This window comes from Mycolicibacterium pallens (assembly GCF_019456675.1).
Classification (GTDB): Bacteria; Actinomycetota; Actinomycetes; order Mycobacteriales; family Mycobacteriaceae; genus Mycobacterium; species Mycobacterium crocinum.
Map to the genome: position 1 here is coordinate 2,084,266 of NZ_CP080333.1, position 24,476 is coordinate 2,108,741.

At 68.0% G+C, this 24,476-nt stretch carries 22 protein-coding genes; 15 read left to right on the forward strand and 7 right to left on the reverse strand.

Annotated elements, in window-relative coordinates; translation table 11 throughout:
• Positions 1 to 18 precede the first annotated feature (18 nt).
• From K0O64_RS10285 to smc, 3 genes are read left to right on the forward strand one after another with little or no spacing between them, the layout of a single operon-like run.
• The gene (locus K0O64_RS10285) at positions 19 to 435 is read left to right on the forward strand and encodes an OsmC family protein (RefSeq protein WP_096311046.1); all 417 of its coding nucleotides are present in this window, start codon (positions 19 to 21) and stop codon (positions 433 to 435) included.
• The gene (locus tag K0O64_RS10290; RefSeq protein ID WP_174714115.1) at positions 422 to 703 is read left to right on the forward strand and encodes an acylphosphatase; all 282 of its coding nucleotides are present in this window, start codon (positions 422 to 424) and stop codon (positions 701 to 703) included. Before K0O64_RS10285 ends, K0O64_RS10290 begins: the two co-directional genes overlap by 14 nt.
• 11 nt (positions 704 to 714) lie before the next feature.
• On the forward strand, positions 715 to 4,305 hold the full coding sequence (smc, locus tag K0O64_RS10295) for a chromosome segregation protein SMC (RefSeq protein ID WP_096311048.1): 3,591 nt from the start codon (positions 715 to 717) through the stop codon (positions 4,303 to 4,305).
• 11 nt (positions 4,306 to 4,316) lie between these two features.
• Here smc and K0O64_RS10300 read toward each other — a convergent pair whose 3' ends face one another.
• Both K0O64_RS10300 and K0O64_RS10305 read right to left on the reverse strand, forming a co-directional pair.
• Positions 4,317 to 5,321 carry a cobalamin B12-binding domain-containing protein gene (locus tag K0O64_RS10300; protein WP_096311049.1) on the reverse strand — a complete coding sequence of 335 codons (1,005 nt, stop codon included), beginning with the start codon at positions 5,319 to 5,321 and terminating at the stop codon, positions 4,317 to 4,319.
• A complete protein-coding gene (locus K0O64_RS10305) occupies positions 5,309 to 6,559 on the reverse strand; it encodes a PP2C family protein-serine/threonine phosphatase (RefSeq protein ID WP_096312784.1) in 1,251 nt (416 codons plus the stop codon). Before K0O64_RS10305 ends, K0O64_RS10300 begins: the two co-directional genes overlap by 13 nt.
• Before the next feature lie 146 nt (positions 6,560 to 6,705).
• Between K0O64_RS10305 and K0O64_RS10310 the strand changes: the two genes are divergently transcribed.
• Entirely contained in the window at positions 6,706 to 7,056 is a 351-nt protein-coding gene (locus K0O64_RS10310) for an STAS domain-containing protein (protein ID WP_096312785.1), read from the forward strand.
• On the opposite strand, the gene fni is transcribed toward K0O64_RS10310, so the two are convergent.
• Positions 7,040 to 8,065 (reverse strand): type 2 isopentenyl-diphosphate Delta-isomerase, encoded by a 1,026-nt coding sequence (gene fni, locus K0O64_RS10315; protein WP_096311050.1) that lies wholly within the window; start codon positions 8,063 to 8,065, stop codon positions 7,040 to 7,042. The genes K0O64_RS10310 and fni overlap by 17 nt on opposite strands.
• Before the next feature lie 66 nt (positions 8,066 to 8,131).
• Here fni and ftsY point away from each other — a divergent pair, with 66 nt between their 5' ends.
• The 6 genes from ftsY to K0O64_RS10345 all read left to right on the forward strand — a co-directional run bounded on the left by ftsY (position 8,132) and on the right by K0O64_RS10345 (position 16,663).
• Positions 8,132 to 9,511 carry a signal recognition particle-docking protein FtsY gene (gene ftsY, locus K0O64_RS10320; protein ID WP_096311051.1) on the forward strand — a complete coding sequence of 460 codons (1,380 nt, stop codon included), beginning with the start codon at positions 8,132 to 8,134 and terminating at the stop codon, positions 9,509 to 9,511.
• Between the two features lie 194 nt (positions 9,512 to 9,705).
• Positions 9,706 to 11,043, forward strand: a complete 1,338-nt coding sequence (locus K0O64_RS10325; protein WP_071949963.1) for an ammonium transporter — start codon at positions 9,706 to 9,708, stop codon at positions 11,041 to 11,043.
• Between the two features lie 5 nt (positions 11,044 to 11,048).
• Positions 11,049 to 11,387 (forward strand): P-II family nitrogen regulator, encoded by a 339-nt coding sequence (locus K0O64_RS10330; RefSeq protein ID WP_036339085.1) that lies wholly within the window; start codon positions 11,049 to 11,051, stop codon positions 11,385 to 11,387.
• Between the two features lie 74 nt (positions 11,388 to 11,461).
• Complete coding sequence (locus K0O64_RS10335; protein ID WP_096311052.1) at positions 11,462 to 13,945, forward strand: [protein-PII] uridylyltransferase; 2,484 nt, start codon at positions 11,462 to 11,464, stop codon at positions 13,943 to 13,945.
• 94 nt (positions 13,946 to 14,039) lie between these two features.
• Positions 14,040 to 15,593 (forward strand): signal recognition particle protein, encoded by a 1,554-nt coding sequence (gene ffh, locus K0O64_RS10340; RefSeq protein WP_096311053.1) that lies wholly within the window; start codon positions 14,040 to 14,042, stop codon positions 15,591 to 15,593.
• The gene (locus K0O64_RS10345; protein WP_096311054.1) at positions 15,593 to 16,663 is read left to right on the forward strand and encodes a metal-dependent hydrolase family protein; all 1,071 of its coding nucleotides are present in this window, start codon (positions 15,593 to 15,595) and stop codon (positions 16,661 to 16,663) included. The genes ffh and K0O64_RS10345 overlap by 1 nt, the downstream gene beginning before the upstream one ends.
• 72 nt (positions 16,664 to 16,735) lie before the next feature.
• On the opposite strand, the gene K0O64_RS10350 is transcribed toward K0O64_RS10345, so the two are convergent.
• Both K0O64_RS10350 and K0O64_RS10355 read right to left on the reverse strand, forming a co-directional pair.
• Positions 16,736 to 18,172: a hypothetical protein gene (locus K0O64_RS10350; RefSeq protein ID WP_096311055.1), complete on the reverse strand. Its 1,437-nt coding sequence runs from the start codon at positions 18,170 to 18,172 to the stop codon at positions 16,736 to 16,738.
• Between the two features lie 154 nt (positions 18,173 to 18,326).
• The gene (locus tag K0O64_RS10355; RefSeq protein ID WP_096311056.1) at positions 18,327 to 19,169 is read right to left on the reverse strand and encodes a D-alanyl-D-alanine carboxypeptidase family protein; all 843 of its coding nucleotides are present in this window, start codon (positions 19,167 to 19,169) and stop codon (positions 18,327 to 18,329) included.
• 199 nt (positions 19,170 to 19,368) lie between these two features.
• On the opposite strand from K0O64_RS10355, the gene K0O64_RS10360 reads away from it, so the two are divergent.
• Entirely contained in the window at positions 19,369 to 20,001 is a 633-nt protein-coding gene (locus K0O64_RS10360; protein ID WP_096311057.1) for a DUF1942 domain-containing protein, read from the forward strand.
• A gap of 9 nt (positions 20,002 to 20,010) precedes the next feature.
• Here the strand turns inward: K0O64_RS10360 and K0O64_RS10365 are convergent, their stop codons facing one another.
• Together K0O64_RS10365 and K0O64_RS10370 are read right to left on the reverse strand one after the other, a co-directional pair.
• The gene (locus K0O64_RS10365) at positions 20,011 to 20,886 is read right to left on the reverse strand and encodes a D-alanyl-D-alanine carboxypeptidase family protein (RefSeq protein WP_096311058.1); all 876 of its coding nucleotides are present in this window, start codon (positions 20,884 to 20,886) and stop codon (positions 20,011 to 20,013) included.
• 26 nt (positions 20,887 to 20,912) lie between these two features.
• Positions 20,913 to 22,547 (reverse strand): diflavin oxidoreductase, encoded by a 1,635-nt coding sequence (locus tag K0O64_RS10370; protein ID WP_096311059.1) that lies wholly within the window; start codon positions 22,545 to 22,547, stop codon positions 20,913 to 20,915.
• Between the two features lie 94 nt (positions 22,548 to 22,641).
• Here K0O64_RS10370 and K0O64_RS10375 point away from each other — a divergent pair, with 94 nt between their 5' ends.
• The 4 genes from K0O64_RS10375 (at position 22,642) to rimM (ending at position 24,476) form a co-directional block, all read left to right on the forward strand.
• Positions 22,642 to 23,058, forward strand: a complete 417-nt coding sequence (locus K0O64_RS10375; protein WP_096311060.1) for a nuclear transport factor 2 family protein — start codon at positions 22,642 to 22,644, stop codon at positions 23,056 to 23,058.
• A 173-nt stretch (positions 23,059 to 23,231) separates the two neighbouring features.
• Positions 23,232 to 23,702: a 30S ribosomal protein S16 gene (gene rpsP, locus K0O64_RS10380; RefSeq protein WP_096311061.1), complete on the forward strand. Its 471-nt coding sequence runs from the start codon at positions 23,232 to 23,234 to the stop codon at positions 23,700 to 23,702.
• The gene (locus K0O64_RS10385) at positions 23,699 to 23,941 is read left to right on the forward strand and encodes an RNA-binding protein (RefSeq protein ID WP_003928628.1); all 243 of its coding nucleotides are present in this window, start codon (positions 23,699 to 23,701) and stop codon (positions 23,939 to 23,941) included. Before rpsP ends, K0O64_RS10385 begins: the two co-directional genes overlap by 4 nt.
• A 4-nt stretch (positions 23,942 to 23,945) precedes the next feature.
• On the forward strand, positions 23,946 to 24,476 hold the full coding sequence (gene rimM, locus K0O64_RS10390; protein WP_096311062.1) for a ribosome maturation factor RimM: 531 nt from the start codon (positions 23,946 to 23,948) through the stop codon (positions 24,474 to 24,476).

Consider the following 24,476-nt stretch of genomic DNA (forward strand, 5'->3'; position numbering starts at 1 on the left):
TTGGGCGCAAGGAGACACATGACTGACCTGTGGGTGGAACGCACCGGCATCCGCCGCTACACCGGGCGCAGCAGCCGCGGCGCCGAGGTGCTGATCGGCTCGGAGACCGACGAGGGTGTGTTCACCCCCGGCGAATTGCTGAAGATCGCGCTGGCCGGCTGCAGCGGATTGAGCAGCGATCAGCCGCTGCGCCGCCGCCTGGGTGACGACTATCCGGCGGTGATCCGGGTCTCCGGGCCCGCCGACCGGGACCAGGAGCGCTACCCGCTGCTCGAGGAGAAGCTGGAGATCGACCTGTCCGGGCTCTCGGCCGAGGAGATCGAACGCCTCGTGGTGGTGGTCAACCGCGCGATCGACCAGGTGTGCACGGTCGGTCGCACCCTCAAATCGGGCACCGAGGTCCGCTTCGAGGTGGATGACGTTGGCCGATCCTGACGTCCGGCTGACCGCCTGGGTGCACGGCCACGTCCAGGGCGTGGGCTTCCGCTGGTGGACCCGGTCGCGGGCGCTGGAGCTGGGTCTGACCGGTTATGCGAAGAACCAGGCCGACGGCCGGGTGCTGGTCGTCGCGCAAGGGTCGCGTGACGCATGTGAACAGCTGTTACAGCTGCTGCATAGTGGGAAAACACCGGGGCACGTCGACAATGTTGTTGTCGACTGGTCACCGCGCGGCGAACCCATCAGCGGCTTTAGCGAGCGGTAGTCTGGCTCGCCGTGTACCTCAAGAGTCTGACGCTGAAGGGCTTCAAGTCCTTCGCCGCGGCGACGACTCTGCGCCTGGAGCCCGGCATCACCTGTGTGGTCGGGCCGAACGGCTCCGGCAAGTCCAATGTCGTCGACGCGCTGGCCTGGGTGATGGGCGAGCAGGGAGCCAAAACGCTGCGCGGCGGCAAGATGGAAGACGTCATCTTCGCCGGCACGTCGTCGCGGGCGCCGTTGGGCCGCGCCGAGGTCACGCTCACCATCGACAACTCGGACAATGCGCTGCCGATCGAGTACTCCGAGGTCTCGATCACCCGGCGGATGTTCCGCGACGGCGCGGGCGAGTACGAGATCAACGGCAGCAGCTGCCGGCTGATGGACGTCCAGGAACTGCTCAGCGACTCCGGTATCGGCCGCGAGATGCACGTCATCGTCGGCCAGGGTCGGCTCTCGCAGATCCTTGAGTCGCGGCCCGAAGACCGACGAGCCTTCATCGAAGAGGCCGCCGGTGTGCTCAAACACCGCAAACGCAAGGAAAAGGCGGTCCGCAAGCTCGAGTCGATGGGCGCCAACCTGGCCCGGCTCACCGACCTGACCACCGAGCTGCGCCGTCAGCTCAAGCCGCTGGGCCGCCAAGCCGAGATGGCCCGCCGCGCCCAGACCATCCAGGCCGATCTGCGCGACGCGCGCCTACGCCTGGCCGCTGACGACCTGGTCACCCGGCGTGCGGAGTTCGCCGGCGCCGACGACACCGAGACCACGCTGCGCCGCGAGCACGACGAGGCCGCGAAACGCCTCGACATCGCCAGTGAGGCGCTGGCCACCCACGAGGCCGCGGTGGCGACGCTGTCGGAACGCACCGATGCCGCCCAGCAGGCCTGGTTCCGGCTGTCCGCGCTGGCCGAACGGGTCAGCGCCACCGTCCGGATCGCCTCCGAGCGGGCCCAGTACTTGGAGTCCGAGCCCACCGCGAGTACCGGCCCGGACCCCGATGCGCTGGACGCCGAGGCCGACGAGGTCGCCGCCCGTGAGCAGGAGCTGCTGGCCGAATTGGCCGAGGCGCAATCGCGGCTGGAGTTCGCCCGCGCCGAACTCGGTGAGCGCGAACGTGCGGCCGCCGAGGCCGAACGCGCACACATAGCCGCCGTCCGAGCCGAAGCCGACCGCCGCGAAGGGCTGGCCCGGCTGGCCGGTCAGGTGGAGACGGTGCGCGCCCGGGTCGAGTCCATCGACGAGGGTGTCGCCCGGCTGACCAACGCGATCGAAGAGGCCGCCGCCCGCACCCAGCAGGCCAGGGCCGAGTTCGAAACCGTGCAGGGCCGCGTCGGTGAACTCGATCAGGGTGAAATCGGCCTCGACGAACATCACGACCGCACGATCACCGCGCTACGCCTGGCCGACGAACGGGTGGCCGAGTTGCAGGCCGCCGAGCGCGCCGCCGAACGACAGGTGGCCTCCCTGCGGGCCCGCATCGATGCGCTGGCCGTGGGTCTCGAGCGCAAGGACGGCTCGGCGTGGCTGACCGAAAACCGCAGCGGTGCAGGGCTGTTCGGCACGATCGCCAAGTTGGTCAGAGTGCGTTCGGGTTACGAGGCGGCGCTGGCGGCGGTGCTGGGTGCCGCCGCCGACGCGGTGGCCGCCGATGACTTCGACGCCGCCCGCTCGGCCGTGCGAGCGCTCAAGGACGCCGACGGCGGCCGCGCCGCAATCGTGTTGGGGGACTGGCCCGTTGCGCCGCGCCAGTTCGGTTCGCTGCCCGCCGGCGCGCTGTGGGCGCTGGATCTGGTCGAGGCGCCCGAGCGGCTGCAGGGCGCAATGACGGCGATGCTCGCCGACGTCGCCGTCGTCGACGACCTCGGCGCCGCGCTGGATCTCGTCGCGGCACGGCCCACACTGCGCGCGGTCACCCTCGACGGAGACCTGGTCGGCGCGGGGTGGGTCACCGGCGGCTCCGACCGTAAACCGAGCACGCTGGAGATCACCGGCGAAATCGACAAGGCCAGAAGCGAACTCGCCGCAGCCGAGACCCAGGTCGATGAGCTGTCGGCGGCGCTGGCGGGTGCGCTCACCGAGCAGGGTGAGCGACAGGACGCCGCCGAGCAGGCGCTGGCAGCACTCAACGAATCCGATGCCGAGATCGCGGCGATCTACGAGCAGCTCGGCCGACTCGGGCAGGAAGCCCGTGCGGCTGAGGGGGAGTGGCGCCGTCAGCAGGCCCAGCGCGACGAGCTCGAGGCCGGGCGGCTGCAGACGGTCGAGGAGCTCACCGAACTCGAGAACCGGCTGGCCGCCGCCCAGGAGGGGCAGACCGAGGTCGAGGACGCACCGGAGGACCGCCAGTACATGCAGGCCGCCGCCGAGGAAGCCCGTGCCGTCGAGGTGGAGGTGCGGTTGGCCGTGCGCACCGCCGAGGAACGCGCGAATGCCGTTCGTGGACGGGCGGATTCGCTGCGCCGGGCAGCGGCGGCCGAGCGGGAGGCGCGCATCCGCGCTCAGCGGGCCCGCGCGGCTCGCGAGCATGCCGCCGCCGTCGCGGCCGCGGTGGCCGAATCCGGCCGCCGCGTCGCCGAGCACCTCAGCGGCGTTGTCGCGGCAGCGTCCCGACGCCGCGACGCCCTGGCGGCCGAACGCCAGGAGCGGGCCACCGCGATGACCGCCGCGCGGGAGGAGGTCACCGCGCTGAACACCCGGATCACCGCGCTGACCGACTCGCTGCACCGCGACGAGGTGGCCAAAGCTCAAGCGGCACTGCGGATCGAACAGCTCGAGCAGATGGTGCTCGAGCAGTTCGGCATGGCTGCCGACGACCTGATCGCCGAATACGGCCCCGATATCGCACTGCCGCCGTCGGAGCTGGAGATGGCCGAATACGAACAGGCCAAGGAACGCGGCGAGCAGGTCTCCGCACCCGCGCCCATGCGGTTCGACCGTCCGACGCAGGAGCGGCGCGCCAAGCGGGCCGAGCGTGAACTGTCCGAGCTGGGCCGGGTGAATCCGCTTGCACTGGAAGAGTTCGCCGCCCTCGAAGAGCGCTACAACTTCCTGGCCACGCAGCTCGAAGACGTCAAGGCCGCCCGCAAGGACCTGCTCGACGTGATCGCCGATGTCGACGCGCGCATCCTGCAGGTGTTCGCCGAGGCCTATGCCGATGTCGAGCGCGAGTTCGAGCAGGTGTTCGCGACGCTGTTCCCCGGCGGCGAGGGCAGGCTGCTGCTGACCGACCCCAACGATCTGCTCACCACCGGTGTCGAGGTCGAAGCGCGGCCGCCGGGCAAGAAGGTCAAGCGGCTCTCCCTGCTCTCCGGTGGCGAGAAGTCGCTGACCGCGGTGGCCATGCTGGTGGCGATCTTCCGGGCCCGCCCCTCGCCGTTCTACGTGATGGACGAGGTCGAGGCCGCCCTCGACGACGTGAACCTGCGCCGGCTGATCGGGCTGTTCGAACAGCTGCGGGCACAGTCCCAGCTGATCGTGATCACCCACCAGAAGCCGACCATGGAGATCGCCGACGCTCTCTACGGCGTCACGATGCAGGGCGACGGCATCACCACGGTGATCTCGCAGCGGATGCGCGGCGAGGAACTGGTCGCCAGCGCGAGCTCGTAAGCCGGTGTAGCTCAGTCGTTCTCGATGTGGAAGTGCGCCCGCACAAGTTCGCGCGCCAGTGGCGAGTCGTCGAGAACATCGCCGAGCAGCGTCGCCAGCTCCGCCACCACCGCGGGGTCGGCGCCGCGGGCCGCCAGCACATCGCCGATCCACCAGGCGGTTTCGGTGATCGGCCGGGGATCTGAAGTCAGCAGCGCCGCGGACAATGCGTGCAGGGCTTGATTCAACGTGTCACTGGCCAGGTCGGCGAAGGCTGCGTTCGGGTGCGGTTCGCGCGTCAGTGACCACCGGTCGCGCAGCGCCTCGACGATTCGGCGGTGATGCAGGTCGAGGAAGGCCTGCTCGCTGGCGGCCGTCGGCAAGATCTCCGGCAGGGCAGGGGCAATCGTGGGTAACGCCTCCATGGTCAACACCGCGGCGTAGGCGTCTGAGGCCCAGGCGGTCGCACCCAGCGCGTGGGCTCTGACATTGTCGTACCCGAACGCGGGACCGCCGACCAGTGTTGGCACTCCGGCCGCGGTGGCCGCCTCGATGAAGCGGCGCGTGGTGGGCAGTGCTCCCAGCACCGAACAGCTGATCGCCACCGCATCGGGTCCGCTGTCGGCGAGATGTTGGCTGAGCCGCATCGGCGAGGTGGCAGCACCCAGCACAGTGGTGTCCCAGCCGTTCGCACGCAGCGCGCACCCGATGATCATGGCCGGCAACTCGTGCCATTCCCGCTCCGCGCAGGCCACCAGAACCGACTTGTCCCGCAGGGGAATTCCGTTCACGTGCTCGCCGACAGCGCGGGTCGCGGCGACCGAGATCGCGGTGGCGGCGTGTTCGTCGGCGACGGTCCATTCGGCGCGTTGCCAACGCAGTCCGACGTCGCGCTGCGAGGCGGCGATCACCTCGGTCAGCACGGCCACCGGGTCGGCGCCGTTCTTGAGCAGATCGGTGACGATGCCGGTCGCCTGCACTCGGTTCCTGGTGGCCAACGCCTTCTGGTACTCCGCGAGCCGCGTCACCTCTCGCATGTGACCGCCAGCAGCGCCATGTCGTCGTGGGGATCACCGTCGAGGTACTCCAGGACGTCGCGCTCGACGGCTTCGCAGATCACCTCGCCGCCGGCGCCGGCGTAGGCGGGCAAGATTTCCAGCAGTCGGGGCACTCCGTACAGACGTTCCTCCCGACGGGCCTCCTCGACACCGTCGGTGAACATCAGCAGGGTGTCGCCGCGATGCAACTGGACCCTCGCGGGGCGGTACGGCACACCAGCTTTCACCCCGGCCGCGATGCCGGAGACGTCGACCTGCTCGACGTGACCGCTGGCGCGAATCAGAATTGGACCGGGATGCCCGGCGGCGGCGATATCGGCTTCGGCGGGCTGACCGTCGAGGCCGCGGCGAACCCGGGCGTACAGCGCCGTGACGAACGCGCCGACCTTCTGGTCACACAGCACCGAATTCAACGCGTTGAGCACCCGATCCGGGGACCGATCGAAATGCGTTGCGGTACGGATGGTTTGGCGCGCCTGCAAGGTGAGTGCGGCGGTGTCCACGCCCTTGCCGCACACGTCGCCCAGGGTGATGAGAAGGTCGTCGTCGGTACCCAGCACGTCGTAGAAGTCGCCGCCGACTTCGAGATGCTCCACGGCCGGCCGATACCGCGCGGCGACCGAGAACCCCGTCAGCTGCGGCAGCTGTGGGGGTCGAAGCGTGCGCTGCAGCACCGTGGCCAACCGGCCGCGCTCTTCGTAGAGCCGCGCGGAGTCGAGGGCGAGCGCGGCCCTGGCGGCCACCCGCTCGGCTTCCACGATGGTGTCTGCGTCGAACCGTCGGCCTTCGGTGCGGGCGAGGACGAACACACCCAGCGTCGCGCCACGGGCGGTCAGCGGCAGGGTCAACACGTCGACCGGACGCAGCCGTGCGAGTTCCTCGGCCAGGCCGGAATGGCGTAATCGGGTGCCGATCTCGGCCGGTGACATGTCGTGGTCGACGTGGCGGTGTAGTCGCTGGCCGGTGCGCAGCACCTGATCGATCCCGCGCTCGCTGGCCGACGATCGGGAGATGACAGCGGAGAACGTGACGCTGGTGCCGCCGTGCAGCGCCAGGCCGCCGGTGGGCTCATCAGGCATCGCCAGTACCGCCCAGTCCGCCAGCGCAGGCCGGACGGCGGTGAGCAACGTGAGTGCCGTTCGACGCAGATTCAGCGATCCGTCCAGTGCTACCTCGACGTCGCGGTGCGCGACCTCGGGCGCGGACTGGTTTGCCATCACCACCCACGCTAGCGCCAATCTCGCCCGCAGGTGCTGGCCCAGTCCGTTCATCACCGTGAGCTAATCTGTTCGCCGGGGTTCAACCAGCAGCCTTTCGATAAGTTGACGCCCGGCACCCGGGCACCGATCGCGCAAGGGTGGCTTTGGACGCATACGATCCCCGCCTGCACTGGCTGGGAGAAATCGCTGTCGTCAGTGCTTCGGGCGCACTCGACCTGCTGACGTCGCCGCGTCTCGGGCAGGTACTCACCAGCACTCTCGACCAGCGACCGGCCGCCCTCGTCGTCGACCTGACCGACCTGAACTTCCTCGGCTCGGCCGGTATGCAGGTCCTCGTCGACGCGTACGAGGCGGCAACGCCGGACATCGGGTTTGCGGTGGTCGCCGACGGGCCAGGCACCAGTCGGCCACTCAAGCTGGTCGGGCTGACCGAGATCTTCGATGTCGTTCCGACCCTGCAGGGCGCAGTCGACAGGCTCAGCCGCAGGGTGTGAGGCTCAGCCGCCGCAGCGCGGGCAGGTCCGCCGCGCTGCAGCCGTGCAGGCACACCCGAAGTTCTTCGATGAAGCCGTGTAGCGCGTCCAGCGCCGCGGCCGGCGACTCGATCGCCGGGGCCAGCAGCGGACGGGCCAGCGCCACCACATCGGCGCCCAGCATCAGGGCCTTCGCGGCATCGACCCCGGTGCGGATGCCACCGGAAGCCACCAGCGGCATGTTCGGCAGCGTGGCGCGAACTTCGGTGAGCGCCTGCGCGGTCGGCACACCCCATTCGGCGACCGCCGGATAGCACACCTCGCCGTACCGCACCAGCTGCTCGACCCGCGCCCACGACGTGCCGCCCGCACCGGCGACGTCGACCGCGGCGATCGGCAGGTCCCGCAGCCGCTCCGCGGCCGCCGACCCGATGCCGTGCCCGACCTCCTTGAGCAGGATCGGGTAGGGCAGGTCGTCGGCCAGCCGGCGCAACCGCTCCAGTGAACCGCTGAAGTCGGTGTCGCCGTTGGCCTGCATCGCCTCCTGCAGCGGGTTGGTGTGGACCGCGAGCGCGTCGGCGCCGATCCTGTCCAGTGCGGCCGCGATCTTCGGTGCGACGTCATCGGAGAGCTGAGCCAGCCCGATGTTGCCGATCAGCAAAACGTCGGGGGCGAGGTCGCGAATGCTGAACGATGCCGCCACCGTGCCATCGGGGTCGTCAAGCATGATGCGCTGCGAGCCGAGCATCATGCCGACGCCAAGCTTCTGGGCCGCCTCGGCAAGGTTGCGGTTGATCGTCCGGGACAGCTCCGCGCCGCCGGTCATCGCCCCGATGAGGACGGGGGCGCGCAGCTGCGAGCCGAGGAAACCGGTGCTGAGGTCGACGGTGCCCAAATTCGTCTGGGTCAGGGCGTTGTAGGGCAGCCGGTAGTTCTCGAACCCGGTGGTGACCGTTTCGTATTCAACTGGTCCGTGCAGGCAGGCGTCGATGTGGCGCAGCTTGCGGCTCGCCATCCCCGTCCGGTCCATCGTCACTACATACCCCGTTGCCCACCGGCGACTCGTCGGCACTCCGCGCCCTGAAACAATGGCACGGTGTCAGAGGGTCTCTGGATCGCTATCGCGGTCATCGCCGTCCTGGTCGTCGCTGCACTCATCATCGGTCTGGTTCGCTACCGGCGACGCCAAATCAGTTTGCGCCGCAGCTCAGAGAGTCCCACACCGATCGACCGATCCGGCGGATACAGCGCATCGTCGGGCATTTCGTTCACACAATCGTCAGCAACAACTGCGCCCCCGAAAGCGCCGGCACCCAAGCCGCCCACCATCGACACCACCGGGCTGCCGGGAGTCGGTGACGACGCCGCCATCCCGCGCGACTCGATCACGCGTCCGATCGAAGACGTACGGCTGCCCGAGCCGCCGGTCGCCGAGGAACCGGTTGCCCGTGACACCGGAGTAGCGCCGCCGGCCCCTCCGGTCGAGCCGGAAGCCCAGCCCGCACCGGCCGCGGAGGCACCGCCCGCGCCGGCCGGTCCCCAGATCGACACCATCGCGCCAGCTGAAGGCCGGCTCGAACGGCTGCGCGGGCGGCTCGCCAAATCGCAGAACGCGCTCGGCCGCAGCATGCTCGGCCTGCTCGGCGGCGGTGACCTCGACGAAGACTCGTGGGAAGAGGTCGAAGACACTCTGCTGATCGCCGACCTCGGCCCGGTGGTCACCACCTCGGTGATCGAGCAGCTGCGCAGCCGGTTGGCCAGCGCCACCGTCCGCACCGAGGCCGACGCCCGCGCCATTCTGCGTGACGTGCTGATCACCGAACTGAACCCCGGCCTGGACCGCTCGATCAAGGCGCTGCCGCACGAGGACAAGCCGTCGGTGCTGTTGGTCGTCGGCGTGAACGGAACCGGGAAGACCACCACGGTCGGCAAGCTGGCCCGCGTTCTCGTGGCCGACGGGCGCCGCGTCGTTCTCGGTGCGGCCGACACCTTCCGCGCGGCCGCCGCCGACCAGTTGCAGAGCTGGGCGTCGCGGGTCGGCGCCGACGTCGTCCGTGGCCCGGAGGGGGCCGATCCGGCGTCGGTGGCTTTCGATTCGGTTGACAAGGGCATCGAAGCCGGCGCCGACGTCGTCGTCATCGACACCGCCGGGCGGCTGCACACCAAAACCGGTCTGATGGACGAGCTCGGCAAGGTCAAGCGCGTCGTGGAAAAACGGGCGGCCGTCGACGAGGTGCTGCTTGTGCTCGACGCGACGATCGGGCAGAACGGTCTGGCGCAGGCCCGGGTGTTCGCTGACGTCGTCGCCATCACCGGGGTGGTGCTCACCAAACTCGACGGCACCGCCAAGGGCGGCATCGTCTTCCGCGTTCAGCAGGAACTCGGTGTACCGGTCAAGCTCGTCGGATTGGGCGAGGGCCCCGACGATCTCGCCCCGTTCGAGCCAGCCGCTTTCGTCGACGCGCTGCTCGGATAGCTCGGAAAGCGTTCGCGGCGGCGTCAATTGCGGGATGTAACACCGGCGAAACGAAGACTGCCGATCCGTTCACACGCGCGAAACACCTAGGCGTCTCGGCTGAAACAACCACTGCGCATTGTCTTGGCCTAGGTCAACGGTGCCTAACCGTGGCATGGGTGAAGGAGAAACTGCGAGTGGATGGATTCCCGGTGATGGGCGTGCCGGACACCGGCGACACAGCATGGATGCTTGCGAGCTCCGCGCTCGTGCTGCTGATGACGCCTGGTCTGGCCTTTTTCTACGGCGGCATGGTGCGTGCCAAGGGTGTGCTCAACATGATCATGATGAGCGTCAGTGCCATGGGCGTGGTGACAGTGCTCTGGGTGCTGTACGGCTATTCGCTGGCGTTCGGCAATGACAAGTTCAATCTGTTCGGCGATCCCACTCAGTACTTCGGCCTCAAGGGGCTGATCGGTGGCACCTACCTGCAACTCAAACCGGAGGATGCGGCCGTTTCGATCCCGCTGGCCGGAACCATTCCGCAGGTGGTGTTCGTCGCCTTCCAGCTCATGTTCGCCATCATCACCGTCGCCCTGATCTCGGGCGCAGTCGCCGATCGCCTGAAGTTCGGCGGCTGGCTGGTCTTCGCCGGCCTGTGGGCCACGTTCGTGTACTTCCCGGTCGCCCACTGGGTGTTCGCCTTCGACGGTGTCACCGGTGAGACCGGTGGCTGGATTGCCAACAAGCTCAAGGCAATCGACTTCGCCGGTGGAACCGCGGTGCACATCAACTCCGGTACCGCGGGCCTGGTGCTGGCGATCATCCTGGGTAAGCGCCTCGGCTGGCCGGGCACCCCGATGCGCCCGCACAACCTGCCGTTCGTGATGCTCGGCGCCGGTCTGCTGTGGTTCGGCTGGTACGGCTTCAACGCCGGTTCTGCGGTGGGCTCCAACGGAATTGCCGGTGTCACGTTCATCACGACGACCGTCGCCACCGGTGCCGCGATGCTGGGCTGGCTGCTCACCGAGCGGATTCGCGATGGTCACGCCACCACGCTGGGTGCGGCATCGGGCATCGTGGCCGGCCTGGTCGCGATCACCCCGTCCTGCTCGTCGGTGAATGTGGTTGGCGCGCTGGCGATCGGCGCGGGCGCCGGCATCGTCTGCGCTCTCGCGGTCGGCCTGAAGTACAAGCTGGGCTTCGACGATTCGCTCGACGTGGTCGGCGTGCACCTCGTCGGTGGTCTGTTCGGAACCCTGATGGTCGGCCTGGTCGCCACCTCGGAGGCCCCGGCCGCGGTTTCCGGCCTGTTCTACGGCGGTGGCTTCGATCAGCTGATCAAGCAGGCCATCGGTGCCTTCGCGGTTCTGGGGTACTCCGCCATCGGGACAGCTATCTTGGCCTTGATCGTGAAGTACACCATCGGACTGCGGCTTGATCGCGAGGAAGAGGCATCCGGCATCGACGAAGCCGAGCACGCGGAGACCGCGTACGACTTCGCAACCGCCGGCACCGGCTCGGTTCTCGGACGTCACGGCGCGGAGGAATGAGGGAAATGAAGCTGATTACTGCGATCGTCAAGCCGTTCACGCTGGAAGACGTCAAGACGGGTCTGGAGCAGACGGGAATCCTCGGGATGACCGTCAGCGAGGTCCAGGGCTACGGACGTCAGAAGGGTCACACCGAGGTCTACCGCGGTGCGGAGTACTCGGTGGACTTCGTGCCCAAGGTGCGTGTGGAGGTCATCGTCGATGACTCCGCCGTCGACAAGGTGGTGGACGTCATCGTGCAGGCCGCACGGACCGGCAAGATCGGCGACGGCAAGGTGTGGGTCAGCCCGGTGGAGACCGTTGTTCGGGTCCGCACCGGTGAGCGTGGGTCCGACGCTCTCTGACGCACACGTTGTGAGGTTCTTTCGCGGCCACACCGAGTGAGCGTTGATCGAGGGTCGGCCGTTGGAGGACTGAGATGACAAAGCAATCAAGAGATTCCGCCGCCGGCGCTTCCCGATGGGAGGCACCGGCGGCGGGTTCGTCCAAACCCGCGAAAGATCTGGCCGCCGCCAACAAGCAACTGTTGGAAGGCGGTCAGCGACAACTGGATTCGGCTGCACTGCGTGACGCCCTGCTGGACCTTCACGAGTTCTGGCTGACCACCAAGGCCACCGAGATCGGGATCACCGCCACCAGCGGCTTCGCCATCGTCGCGACCGGCGGCCTGGGCCGCCGCGAATTCGTCCCGTACTCCGATCTCGACCTCATGCTGCTGCACGACAACATGCCCGCCGACATCGTCACCCAGGTGGCCGAACTGCTGTGGTATCCGTTGTGGGACGCCAATATTCGGCTCGATCACAGTGTCCGCACGGTGCCCGAGGCGTTGGCGGTGGCCAACGAGGACATCTCGGCCGGGCTGGCGATGCTGGAGGCGCGGCACATCGCCGGCGACGCCGAGCTGTCTCAGCTGCTGATCGGCGGGGCGCGACGGCAGTGGCGCACCGGGATCGCCTCCCGCTTCGACGAACTCGTCGAGCACACCCAGGCACGCTGGCAGCGCAGCGGTCAGATCGCGCACCGTGCCGAGCCCGACCTCAAATGCGGCCGCGGCGGCCTGCGTGATGTCCAGCTGCTCAATGCGCTGGCGATCGCCCAGCTGGCCGACGTGTACCCGAGCCACTCGCTGGTGTCACCGACCGGCTCGCTGGGCGGCGCGCATCTGTCGCTGCTCAATGTGCGCACCGAACTTCACCGGTCGTCCAAGCGTGGCCGCGACCAGCTGCTGGCCCAGTTCGCCGACGAGATCGGTGCGGCGCTGCGCATCGGTGACCGCTTCGATCTGGCCCGGGTGCTCTCCGACGCCGCGCGCACCATCAGCTACTACGTCGATGCGGGCCTGCGCACCGCGGCCAACGCCCTTCCCAAGCGCGGACTTTCGGTGCTGCGCCGGCCAACTCGGCGCCCGCTGGACGAAGGGGTGGTGGAATTCGCCGGCGAGGTGATCCTGGCGCGCGACGCCCGCCCCGAGCGCGACCCGGGCCTGATCCTGCGGGTCGCCGCGGCGTCGGCGACCACCGGGCTGCCGATGTCGGCCTCGACGTTGAGCAGGCTGGCGGCCTCGGCGCCGGAACTGCGCACCCCCTGGCCGCGCGACGCACTCAAGGACTTGTTGGTGTTGCTGGCCGCGGGTCCGACCACGGTGGCCACCATCGAGGCGCTCGACCGCACCGGGTTGTGGGGGCGACTCTTCCCTGAGTGGGGGGCCGTGCGCGACCTGCCGCCCCGCGACGTCGTGCACATCTGGACCGTCGACCGGCATCTCGTTGAAACCGTCGCGCGGGCAAGCACATTCACCACGCGGGTGTCGCGCCCGGACCTGCTGGTGCTGGGCGCGCTGCTGCACGATATCGGCAAGGGCCGCGGCGGGGACCACAGTGTGATCGGCGCCGAGCTGGCCGTGCAGGTCGGCACCCGGCTGGGCCTGTGGCCCTCGGACATCGACGTGCTCTCGGCGATCGTCCGGTATCACCTGCTGCTGCCCGACGTCGCGACCCGCCGGGACCTGCAGGATCCCAAGACCATCTCGGGCGTCATCGATGCACTGGGTGGCGACCCGGTGCTGCTCGAGTTGCTCGATGCGCTGGCCGAGGCGGATTCACTGGCCACGGGTCCCGGGGTGTGGGGGGACTGGAAGGCCTCGCTGATCGGCGACCTGGTCCGGCGCTGCCGCTTGATGATCGCCGGTGAACCGCAACCGCAGGCGGATCCCATTGACCCGCATCATCTTTCGCTTGCCGCCGACGGCGGCGTGCACGTCGAGATGACGCCGGGGGAGAGCGTGCACACGTTCAACGTGGCGATGATCGCCCCGGACCGCCGCGGTCTGCTGTCCAAGGCCGCCGGAGTCCTGGCGCTCAACTCGCTGCGGGTGCATTCGGCATCGGTCAACAGCGCGGGGGGAACGGCGATCAACACCTTCGTGGTCTCGCCCCACTTCGGCGCGCCGCCCGCCGCCGAGCTCCTGCGTCAGCAATTCATCCTCGCCCTGCGCGGCGAGCTCGACGTCATGTCCGCGTTGGAGAAGCGCGACCAAGAGGCGGCGCAGTACGGCACCGGACGGGTGGGGGAGCACAAGCCGGCGGTGCCGATCAACGCCGTGCCGGCGCCGCCGCGCATCCTGTGGCACGCCGGCAGCGAGGAGGGCCAGCTGATCGTCGAGATCCGCACCACCGACCGCACCGGGCTGCTCGCGATGCTGACCGGCGTGTTCGAGCGGGCCGGCGCGGACATCGGCTGGGCCAAGATCACCACGCTGGGATCGTCGGTGGTCGACGCGTTCGGCATCTCGGTGCCCGCGTCGCACACCGCCGATACCGCCCGGTCCGAGTTGGAGCGGGAACTCTTCGAGGTGCTGCCCACTCCGCCGCCCGCCAAGCCCGCCGAGGAAGCCAGCTAGTCCCGCGCGAAACCGACACCATGGTCGTAATGGCGGCCTAGGCGCGACCATGGCGTCGATCTCGGTGCCGGACGTCGACCGCTAGGCTTACCCCGTGTTTGAATCCCTGTCCGACCGGTTGACCGGTGCGCTGGCCGGCCTGCGTGGCAAAGGCCGGCTGACCGACGCCGATATCGATGCCACCACGCGCGAGATCAGGCTGGCGCTGCTGGAGGCCGACGTATCGCTGCCGGTCGTGCGCGCTTTCGTCAACCGCATCAAGGAGCGGGCGCGCGGCGCCGAGGTCTCCGGCGCGCTCAACCCCGCCCAACAGGTCGTCAAGATCGTCAACGAGGAGCTCATCGGCATCCTCGGCGGCGAGACCCGTCAGCTGGCCTTCGCCAAGAACCCGCCGACGGTCATCATGCTGGCCGGCCTGCAGGGCGCCGGTAAGACCACGCTGGCCGGCAAGCTCGCCAAGTGGCTCAAAGGTCAGGGCCACACCCCGCTGCTGGTGGCCTGCGACCTGCAGCGGCCCGGCGCGGTCAACCAGCTCAAGATCGTCGGTGAACGCGCCGGCGTCAACGTCTTCGCCCCCCATCCGGGCACCGCGCCCGACGCCGCCGACACGGAGGGGGCCGGCCCCGGCGATCCCGTCGCCGTCGCCGCCGGCGGCCTGGCCGAGGCGCAGGCCAAGCACTTCGACGTCGTCATCGTCGACACCGCGGGCCGCCTCGGCATCGACGACGTGCTGATGGCGCAGGCGGCCGCCATCCGCGACGCCGTGCGCCCGGACGAGACCCTGTTCGTCCTCGACGCGATGATCGGTCAGGACGCCGTGGCCACCGCCGAGGCGTTTGGGTCCGGAGTGGGGTTCACCGGTGTGGTGCTGACCAAGTTGGACGGCGACGCCCGCGGTGGTGCGGCGCTGTCGGTCCGCGAGGTCACCGGCGTGCCGATCCTGTTCGCGTCGACCGGCGAGAAGCTCGAGGACTTCGACGTCTTCCACCCCGACCGGATGGCCAGTCGAATCCTCGGCATGGGCGACGTGCTGTCCCTCATCGAGCAGGCCGAGCAGGTCTTCGATCAGCAGAAGGCCGAGGAGGCCGCCGCCAAGATCGGCTCCGGCGAACTCACGCTGGAAGACTTCCTCGAGCAGATGCTCGCCATCCGCAAAATGGGGCCGATCGGCAACCTGCTCGGCATGCTGCCCGGCGCGGGCCAGATGAAAGACGCGCTGGCCGCCGTCGACGACAAGCAGCTCGACCGCCTGCAGGCGATCATCCGCGGTATGACGCCGCAGGAGCGGGCCGACCCGAAGATCATCAACGCCTCACGCCGGCTGCGTATCGCCAACGGCTCCGGTGTCACGGTGTCGGAGGTCAACCAGCTCGTCGATCGCTTCTTCGAAGCACGAAAGATGATGTCGCAGATGGCCGGAGCGATGGGCATGCCGTTCGGGCGTCGCTCGTCGAAGAAGAACGTCAAGGGCAAGAACAAGCAGGCGGGCAAGAAGAAGGGCAACCGCGGTCCGACGCCGCCGAAGCAGAATCCCTTGCTCGCCGGCGGCTTCCCGGACCTGTCCGGTATGCCCGAAGGCCTCAACGAATTGCCGCCCGGGCTGGCCGATTTCGACTTGTCCAAGCTGAAGTTCCCGGGCAAGAAGTAGTGCCCGCGCTCCACGTCCGGGGCCGTAGTCTGCCCGACGGCCAGCTCGTCGAGTGGTGGATCGTCGACGGCATCCTGCGTGCCGAACCGGTCGCGGATGCCGAAACCGTGTTCGACGGCGGCTGGATTCTGCCCGGCCTGGTCGACGCGCACTGCCACGTCGGGCTGGGTGAGCACGGCGAGATCCCGCTCGAGGAGGCCATCGCCCAGGCCGAGCGGGAACGTGAGGTCGGCGCGCTGCTGCTGCGCGATTGCGGATCGCCCACCGACACCCGCAGTCTCGACGATCACCACGACTTGCCGCGGATCATCCGCGCCGGCCGACATCTGGCGCGCCCCAAGCGATATTCGCGCGGCTTCGCCATCGAACTCGAGGATGAGTGGCAGCTGCCCGAGGCGCTGGCCGCCCAGGCCCGGGCCGGCGACGGCTGGGTCAAGCTGGTCGGCGACTGGATCGACCGTTCGGTGGGGGACTTGGCGCCGCTGTGGTCCGACGACGTTCTGCGCGCGGCGATCGCCGCCGTGCACGACGAGGGTGCCCGGGTCACCGCCCACGTGTTCAGTGAGGACGCGCTGCCGGGACTGATCGGTGCGGGCATCGACTGCATCGAGCACGGCACCGGCCTGACCGACGACACGATCGCGATGATGGTCGAGCACGGCACCGCGCTGGTGCCGACCCTGATCAACATCGAGAACTTCCCCGGATTCGCCGACGCCGCAAGCAAATACCCGACCTACGCCGCCCACATGCGCGACCTCTATGCCAGCTGTTATCCGCGGGTGGCGGCCGCCCGGGAGGCAGGCGTGCCGATCTATGCGGGCAGCGATGCCGGCAGCACGATCGTGCACGGCCGCATCGCCGACGAGGTCGAGGCACTCAAGCGCATCGGGATGAACCCGACCGATGCGCTCGGCGCGGCGTGCTGGGATGCGCGTCGCTGGCTCGGCCGGCCGGTTCTCGACGACGGTGCGCCCGCGGATCTGGTGTGCTTCACCGAGGACCCCCGCGGCGGCGCCGACATCTTGGCCAACCCTGACCGGGTGATACTGCGCGGTCGGGTCTACTGACGTTGATCCAGAACTGAGAGCGAAGATTTCGCCGAAATATCGCTCTCAGTTCTGGATCAATGCGGGCGCGGGTCAGGCGGCGATGGACAGGGTCACGGTCGCGGCGGGCAACGACGCCTCGGACACTGCCTTCTGCGCGGTGACGAGCCCGAAGTTATCTGCGCCCCACGAATCCAGGAATGCCTTCATGGGGATGCCGACGCTGCCCTTGCTCAGATTGCCGTCGTTGAGGTAGACCAGTCCGGCCTTGATGTCGACGCCGGTCACCACGACCATGTGGTTGGTTTCCGTTGCGATGGTGTCGCTGACCTGCCCGTTGGCTGCCTTGACGATCGAATCTGCATCGACGTCGACCATCGCCGCCTTGCCCGCGGCAAGGGCAGCCGAGAGGGCAGTCAGTGCCCGGTTCCCGTCCGCGGCCTTGACCTGCGCGGCCTCTTGTCGCGTTTGGCCGCCCCGCGGCACGGTCTTGTACGTCGTATAGGTCCCGTCGATACCGAACTGCTTCAACAGGGCCACGCCGTCAACGATCGTCAGCCCGGCAAACTTGGTTTCCGCCTGGGTGCCCAGGTACATCTTTCGCGGCGGGTTCGACACGCTCGTCGTGTTTTTCGCCAGCGTGATCATGTATTGCTCGGTCGGCAGATCCCCGGTCAGCTGGCCGATGATCCCCGCGTCGGCAACCAGCACACAGCTGTTGTCGACCTGCTGGTCCTGGTACCACTTCGCGTTCGTGTCGGGAGTCCCGTACTGGCCGGTGCCGGTGACCGCGATCGTGATCGTCTTTTCGACGGTGTCCGGTTTGGCCGCCCCGAGGGCGACAGCCATCGAGTGCAGGGCGAGTTGAAGTTGGCCGAGTACACCCGGCAGCTTGGCGCCGGCGCCGTTGCTGACCGCGACGGTGAACTGATCGGTGATTCCCGGTGTGATCAAGTCTTGGCGGGCGACGTAGGTGTATTGCCCGGTGCTCTGGTCGAAGCTGAGATCGCCGTACTTGGTGTTCTGCGTGAGCTTGTAGGTCAGGCCGAGCCCGTTGTTGCTGGTGCCGTTGAGCGCGCCGGTGATCTCTTTGTTCTCACCGCTTTGCGCGCTCTGAGTAGGAGTAACCGACGGTGATCTGTTGAAGAACGTGTATTGAAGAATCTGCTGGGGTGTCGGCTGCTGCGGTGTCGCAGCGGCTTTGGGCTTGACCGCGGCAGAGTCGGGAACCAGGGAGAGGGACCGGGACCTCGGCTCGCTTGCCCCCGCGCTGGCGGGGCCGGGCTTCGGTGCGAGCTTGGCGACCGACCGGCGCGACGAGCCGGTTGAATCACGCTTTGTCGCAGTGGAGTTCGATGCCTCCGAGCTGGAGTGCGACGCGGACCCGGACGATCCGGTGTCGGCGTATGCGACGGCGGTGCCGCCCACCATCGCGGCGCCGAGGCCCGCGGTGATCGTGCCCGCCGCCAGCCACGCAGCGAATTTGTGTGCGGCTCTGCGCCTGCGCGTCTGACCCGTGCTGTACTCCATCAACGATCCCCGTCCCGAAACCAACGCTGATAAGAACGGCCCATGGGCCGACCTGAGAGTAGAGCTAATTAGCTCGAATGGACGTCAATTCGGCAATATTGCTGAATTGTTGATCTTTCCGATGTCAAGCGAATAGCGCCGCGTTTGCGGTGGTTCACGCCGGGTAGTGGCTGAAGCCCCAGTCGAGTAATTGACCGGCCTGGTTCCACAGGTCGTCGTCGCCGTACATCTCGACCACGATCAGCCGATGGCCGTTGCGCTGGGCCATGCCGACGTAGGTTTCGCGGGCGAGATCGGTGTAGCCGCTCTTGCCGCCGATGAACCCGGCATAGCTGCGCAGCAAGCGATCTTGGTTCTTGATCTCCTTGAACCCGGACTTGTCGGGAAACAGCGCCGAGTGCTGGTGGACGATCTGGACAAACAGGGGATAGCGCAACGCTTCCCGGTAGATCACCGCCAGGTCGTGCGGTGTTGTCACCGACTCCCAACCCGGTCCGTCCAGCCCCGACGGCGAACCCGCCCGAGTGTTGCGTGCGCCGAGTTGATAGGCCTTGGCGTTCATCTTCTGCACGGCGGCCTGTTGACCACCGAGCATGTCGGCCAGCAGATTGGCCGCGTCGTTGCCGGACACCAGCAGCAGTCCGTCGAGGAGTTGGCGTGCTGTGTAGACCTGGCCGGGTACCAGCCCGACACACGAGCACTCCACGCCGACGTTCGCGGCGGTCGCACGGATCGCGGCGTTGGGCGATAACTGGTCGAGTACCACCATCGCCAGCAGCGGCTTGATGGTGCTGGCCGGCGCATGTGCGGCGTAAGGGTCACGGCTGCCGAGGATCTGGCCGCTGTCGAGGTCGGCGACCAGCCATGCCCGCGCCGGACCGTCGGGCGGCGCGGTCACCGCCCCCGCCGGTTGCGGGGTGGGCGCAGCCGCGGCCGGCGCGACCAGCACCAAGGACATGGCGATGCCCAGCATCGCGACGAACGGGCGGGCCGGCATGACTGCCGACGCTAATCAGCGCCCGCCTCGGCAATGACGCGAGCGCGTCTCGAATGTGTTGCGATGACGCGCGACGGGTTTACGCGTCGTCGGGATGGATCACGCAGACACCGCATTGTCTGGGCGGTGAGAGGTACGTCACAGTAAAGTCAGTGGAAACAACCCTGGAAATGTTGGCATCGATCAGCTGGGAGACACCGTGAAGATCGCGAAACTGGCCGCAGTGACCGCCACCGTCGCCGCGCTCGGCGTTGCCGGCGTCACCGCCGCGCCGGCCTGGGCCGTCGACAGCGTGAGGGTGTTCGGCGAGCAGGAAACCTTGAACGGGCCAAATGGCTTGCCCTACATCGGCTACGCCGTCGGCAAGCTCAAGCCCAGTTCGGACCCGGTGCCACACAACGGCAAGTTGTATTCGGCCAAGCTGACGATCGACGGGTTCGGTGGCAATTACCCGCCGTTCATCGAGCGCTTCGGGGCCCGGGCTGAGTCCGGCGATTTCTACCCCTCTATCTGGGGGGCGTCGAATGGCGGAATGCTCTACTTCGACGTCGTCGGCGATATCCCGAACAGCGTCGTCTTCAACGACGGCACCCGCGACCTCCTCGCCTGGGTACCGGGTGCCCCCGGCAGCACCGCGGCGCCGGTCGTCGTGCCGGACTCCGATTCGAATTTCCAGGTCGTGCCGGACAACCAGGCTTCCGCCGGTGCCCCGCCGTCGGATAACAACTCGGCGATCGTGGCCACCCCGAACGACCTGGCCACCCCGCCGTACCAGATCAGCGAAGGTGACGCTGCTCAGCCGGGATTCAATTCGGGCGGCGGACACCGCTAGCCGGGCGATCTAGAGCGCGGCGACGCTCTCGGATGGGTTCTGCGCAAAACCCCAATCCAGCAGTGCCGCTGCCTGATCCCAATACGTCGGCCCGCCCTCACGGATGAGGCCGTACATCATCGCGATCACCAGGCGGCGGCCGCCACGGTCGGCGGCGCCGACGAACGTCTTGCGGGCGGCGTCGGTGAAGCCGGTCTTACCGCCGATCGCACCCGGGTAGCGCGCCAGCAGCTCGTCCTGATTCACCAGCGGCCTGTCACCGGTCTCGCCGGGGAACATCGCCACCGGCTGCGCGGTGATCTGTGCGAACACCGGATTGGCCATCGCCGCACGGAAGATCGCGGCCAGATCGTGCGGGGTGGTCCACCCCGGACCACCCGCTCCGTCCAGTCCCGACGGTGTGGTCGCGTGGGTGTTGGTCGCCCCGATCGCGACGGCCTTCGCGTTCATCTTGTCGACCGCAGCCTGGTAGCCGCCGAGCATGTCGGCCAGAGTGTTGGCGGCGTCGTTACCGGACACCAGCAGCAGCCCGTCGAGCAGCTGACGCGCGGTGTACACGCGTCCGGGTCGCACACCCGCACAATTGCATTCGACGAGGGTGTCGGAGTTGCTGGCCACCACGGTCGCGTTCAGATCAGGTAGCTCATCCAGCGCGGTCAGGGCGAGCAGGGTCTTGATCGTGCTGGCCGGCGGGTGGGCGGCATACATGTCACGGCCGGCGAGCACCTGGCCGGTGTCCATGTCGGCGATGATCCATGCGGGCGCGGGACCATCGGGAATCGGCACCGAGCCCGCGGGCTGATCGATGTTGTCCGCGTTGGCAATTCCTGCCGTTGCCGTCAATAAGCTGAGCGACGTCGCCAGGCCCGCGAGAAGTCTGCGCATGGGCTCTGAGCCTAACCCGCTGAGAATCAGTAGACGTCCCGCATGTATCGATGCGACTTGATCAGCTCGTTGACGTAGGAGTGTGCCGCGGCGGCGTCCATGCCGCCGGCCTCGGCGACGATCTCGTGCAGGGTGCGGTCGACGTCCTTGGCCATCCGGTCGGCGTCGCCGCACACATACAGGTGCGCACCTTCGGCGAGCCAGTCGAACAGCTCAGCGGCGTTGTCCTTCATCCGGTGTTGGACGTATGTTTTCGGCGCGTCGGTCTCGCGGGAGAACGCCAGATCCAGCCGGCTCAGCGCGCCGGAGTCCCGGAACTGCACGAGCTCATCGCCGTAGAGGAAATCGGTCGCACGACGCCGGTCGCCGAAGAACAGCCAGGACTTGCCCGGCGCGGCGGTCGCCTGGCGCTCATGCAGGAACGCCCGGAACGGCGCGATGCCGGTGCCCGGCCCGACCATGATGATCGGCACGTCGGCGGCGGGCAGCCGAAAATTGTGGTTGGGGCGTAGATGGATTCGGACCTGCTGCCCGCGATCGGCCAAAAATGTGGAGGCGACGCCACCGCGGGCGCGCCCACGGCACTGATACCGCACGGTCGCCACGGTCAGGTGCAGGTGGTTGGGATGGACCAGCGGGCTGGACGCGATCGAGTAGTCGCGAAATTGCAAGGGCCGCAACGTCTCCAGAACCTCGTCGGGCTCCAGCTCGGCAAGCTCGAGTAGGTCGAGCACGTCGCGACCGTGCAGCCACGACGAGACCACCGTCGCGTCGGTGGACCCCAGCGCCGCCGCAGCCTCTGAGTCGTCGGCGCGGGTGGCGACCAGCGCCTGCAGGGCTCGCGACGGAGCGCAGATCTCCAGATGACCGGCCAGCAGTTCGCCCAGCGGTAGGCCGGTGTCGCCGAAGACGTAGCTGTCGTCGACACCCAGCTTGGCCAGCATCGCCTCGACCAACTCGGGGGAGTTGACCGGGTGCACCGCCACCGAATCACCGGCCTGATACGTGATTCCGGAATCGCCGAGATCCAGCTCGATGTGGCGGACCTCTTTATCGGACTCCGGCGACGTCAGCAGCCGGTTCACCACGGCGGTCGCCGTGAAGGGGTGCGCGTCGGTCCACGGGGTGAATTCGGGACGGCGGCTCGACGCAGGCTTCGGTGCCGCCGGCAGCGCCGAGGCGGGTGCGGCGGTGGCGGCCTCCGCGAGGATCGTGGCGATGTCGGCGATCCACCCCTTGGCGTCGCCCTCGCGGTAGCAGTCGTATTCGACCCGGTCGGCCAATGGCTGCGCGCCCATCTCCGCCAGTCGGGCGTCGATGATCCGTCCGGCATTGCAGAACAACTCATAGGAGCTGTCGCCCAGTGCCAGGACCGCGTAGCGGAGACCGTCGAAGCGGGCGTCGGAGGCGGACAGCTCCTCCCAGAACACGGTGCCGTTGTCGGGCACTTCGCCCTCGCCGAACGTCGAGGCCACCACGATGAGGTGGGTGGCTGCCCGGACGTCGTCGAGCGCCACATCGTTGAGTTCGATCTCGGTGACGTCGACCCCGGCCGCCTTGACGGCGTCGGCCAGCTGCATGGCGATGTATTCGGCGGTGCCCATGTCACTCGCGTAGCCAATGATCAGTGAGAAGCCGGGTTCCGGCACAGCGAGCTCCATTCCGAAGATTTGGTTAGGCAAACCTTAGTAGAAAGTGTCCCGCAGGTGTGGACCCCGCCAGCCGAGCGCAGCCATCCGGTGTTGAATCACGCGCATGCTGAGTCTTGAAGAGATTTCGGATCGCCTGGAGATCCAGCAGCTGCTGGTGGACTACTCCACGGCGATCGACAGCCGCCGGTTCGACGACCTTGATCGCGTCTTCACCCCCGACGCCCACATCGACTACACCGAACTGGGCGGGATCGCGGGCGCCTATCCCGACATCAAGGCCTGGTTGGCGGAGGTGCTGCCGAACTTTCCGGCGTACTTCCACATGCTCGGCAACTTCGACATCCGCCTCAACGGCGATACCGCGACGTCGCGAACGATCTTGTTCAACCCGATGGCGCTCGGTGACGACGGTCAGATCATGTTCTGCGGGCTCTGGTACGACGACGCGTTCGTCCGCACGCCCGACGGCTGGCGCATGACGCGTCGCGTCGAGCAGAAGTGCATCCAGAAGATCGTCTGAGCGCCGCGGGGGCTGCTCTCGCGATTAACACCTGACCAGCGCCGTCTGGCACAATGGGCGGCTGTCCGACCCGCGACTATGGCTGCGGGCTGGTCACGCGCGCGAGGCAAAACCGGATCCGGCAATCCGCCGGCATCGCTGAATTGCAGCGTGATACCCACAGGAGTTAGTTCATGGCTGTCAAGATCAAGCTCACCCGGCTTGGCAAGATCCGCAACCCCCAGTACCGCATCGCTGTCGCCGACGCGCGCACCCGTCGTGACGGCCGCGCGATCGAGGTCATCGGCCGCTACCACCCCAAGGAAGAGCCGAGCCTTATCGAGATCGATTCCGAGCGCGCGCAGTACTGGCTGTCCGTCGGCGCCCAGCCCACCGAGCCGGTCCTCAACCTGCTGAAGATCACCGGTGACTGGCAGAAGTTCAAGGGTCTGCCCGGCGCCGAGGGCACGCTGAAGGTCAAGGAGCCCAAGCCCAGCAAGCTCGACCTCTTCAACGCCGCACTCGCCGAGGCCGATGGCGCCCCGGGTGGCGAGGCGACTCAGCCCAAGAAGAAGAAGGCTCCGGCCAAGAAGGCCGAGGCCGCTGAGCCGGCCGCCGAGACCGCTGAGCCGGCTGCCGAGTCCACTGAGGCCGCCGCAGAATGAGCTCGGTCGTCGTCGACGCCGTGGAGCATCTGGTCCGCGGGATCGTCGACAATCCCGACGACGTCCGCGTCGACATGGTCACCAACCGGCGGGGACGCACGGTTGAGGTCCACGTCCATCCCGATGACCTCGGCAAGGTGATCGGCCGCGGTGGTCGCACCGCGACCGCGTTGCGCACCCTGGTCGCCGGCATCGGTGGCCGCGGGATTCGCGTCGACGTGGTGGACACCGACCAGTAACGCAATGGAACTCGTCGTCGGGCGGGTGGCCAAGGCTCACGGGATCACCGGCGAACTGGTGGTCGACGTCCGCACGGACGACCCCGACGAGCGTTTTGCGCCAGGTAACACCTTGCACCTCAAGCCATCTCGTGGCGGAGGTGGGCGCGACGTGGTCGTCGAGGCGGTCCGTCCGCACGGCGGGCGGCTGCTGGTCCGGTTGGCGGGCGTCTCCGATCGCAATGCCGCAGACGAGTTGCGGGGCAACCTGTTTGTCGTCGATTCCGCGGAGCTGCCGCCGATCGAGGATCCCGACGAGTTCTACGACCACCAACTCGAGGGGTTGGCGGTGCGCACTGTCGATGGTCGCGCCGTCGGCACCATCACCGAAGTGCTGCACACCGCAGGCGGGGAACTGCTGGCGGTGCGCGGCGCTGACGGTGCCGAAGTGCTGGTGCCGTTCGTCGGTGCGATCGTGACGTCGGTGTCGCTGGCCGACGGCATCGTCGAAATCGATCCTCCGGACGGGCTTCTGGACCTGGACAGTCTGGGCTGA

Bases quoted from the DNA above. Each gene is read 5' to 3' on its own strand.
- K0O64_RS10385 (WP_003928628.1), top strand. From the start codon at position 23,699: ATGAGCTCGGTCGTCGTCGACGCCGTGGAGCATCTGGTCCGCGGGATC.
- rpsP (WP_096311061.1), top strand. From the start codon at position 23,232: ATGGCTGTCAAGATCAAGCTCACCCGGCTTGGCAAGATCCGCAACCCC.
- K0O64_RS10355 (WP_096311056.1), bottom strand. From the start codon at position 19,169: ATGCCGGCCCGCCCGTTCGTCGCGATGCTGGGCATCGCCATGTCCTTG.
- K0O64_RS10350 (WP_096311055.1), bottom strand. From the start codon at position 18,172: ATGGAGTACAGCACGGGTCAGACGCGCAGGCGCAGAGCCGCACACAAA.
- K0O64_RS10330 (WP_036339085.1), top strand. From the start codon at position 11,049: ATGAAGCTGATTACTGCGATCGTCAAGCCGTTCACGCTGGAAGACGTC.
- K0O64_RS10285 (WP_096311046.1), top strand. From the start codon at position 19: ATGACTGACCTGTGGGTGGAACGCACCGGCATCCGCCGCTACACCGGG.
- K0O64_RS10305 (WP_096312784.1), bottom strand. From the start codon at position 6,559: ATGGCAAACCAGTCCGCGCCCGAGGTCGCGCACCGCGACGTCGAGGTA.
- fni (WP_096311050.1), bottom strand. From the start codon at position 8,065: ATGGACCGGACGGGGATGGCGAGCCGCAAGCTGCGCCACATCGACGCC.
- K0O64_RS10325 (WP_071949963.1), top strand. From the start codon at position 9,706: ATGGGCGTGCCGGACACCGGCGACACAGCATGGATGCTTGCGAGCTCC.
- K0O64_RS10335 (WP_096311052.1), top strand. From the start codon at position 11,462: ATGACAAAGCAATCAAGAGATTCCGCCGCCGGCGCTTCCCGATGGGAG.
- rimM (WP_096311062.1), top strand. From the start codon at position 23,946: ATGGAACTCGTCGTCGGGCGGGTGGCCAAGGCTCACGGGATCACCGGC.
- K0O64_RS10300 (WP_096311049.1), bottom strand. From the start codon at position 5,321: ATGCGAGAGGTGACGCGGCTCGCGGAGTACCAGAAGGCGTTGGCCACC.
- K0O64_RS10365 (WP_096311058.1), bottom strand. From the start codon at position 20,886: ATGCGCAGACTTCTCGCGGGCCTGGCGACGTCGCTCAGCTTATTGACG.
- K0O64_RS10375 (WP_096311060.1), top strand. From the start codon at position 22,642: ATGCTGAGTCTTGAAGAGATTTCGGATCGCCTGGAGATCCAGCAGCTG.
- K0O64_RS10370 (WP_096311059.1), bottom strand. From the start codon at position 22,547: ATGGAGCTCGCTGTGCCGGAACCCGGCTTCTCACTGATCATTGGCTAC.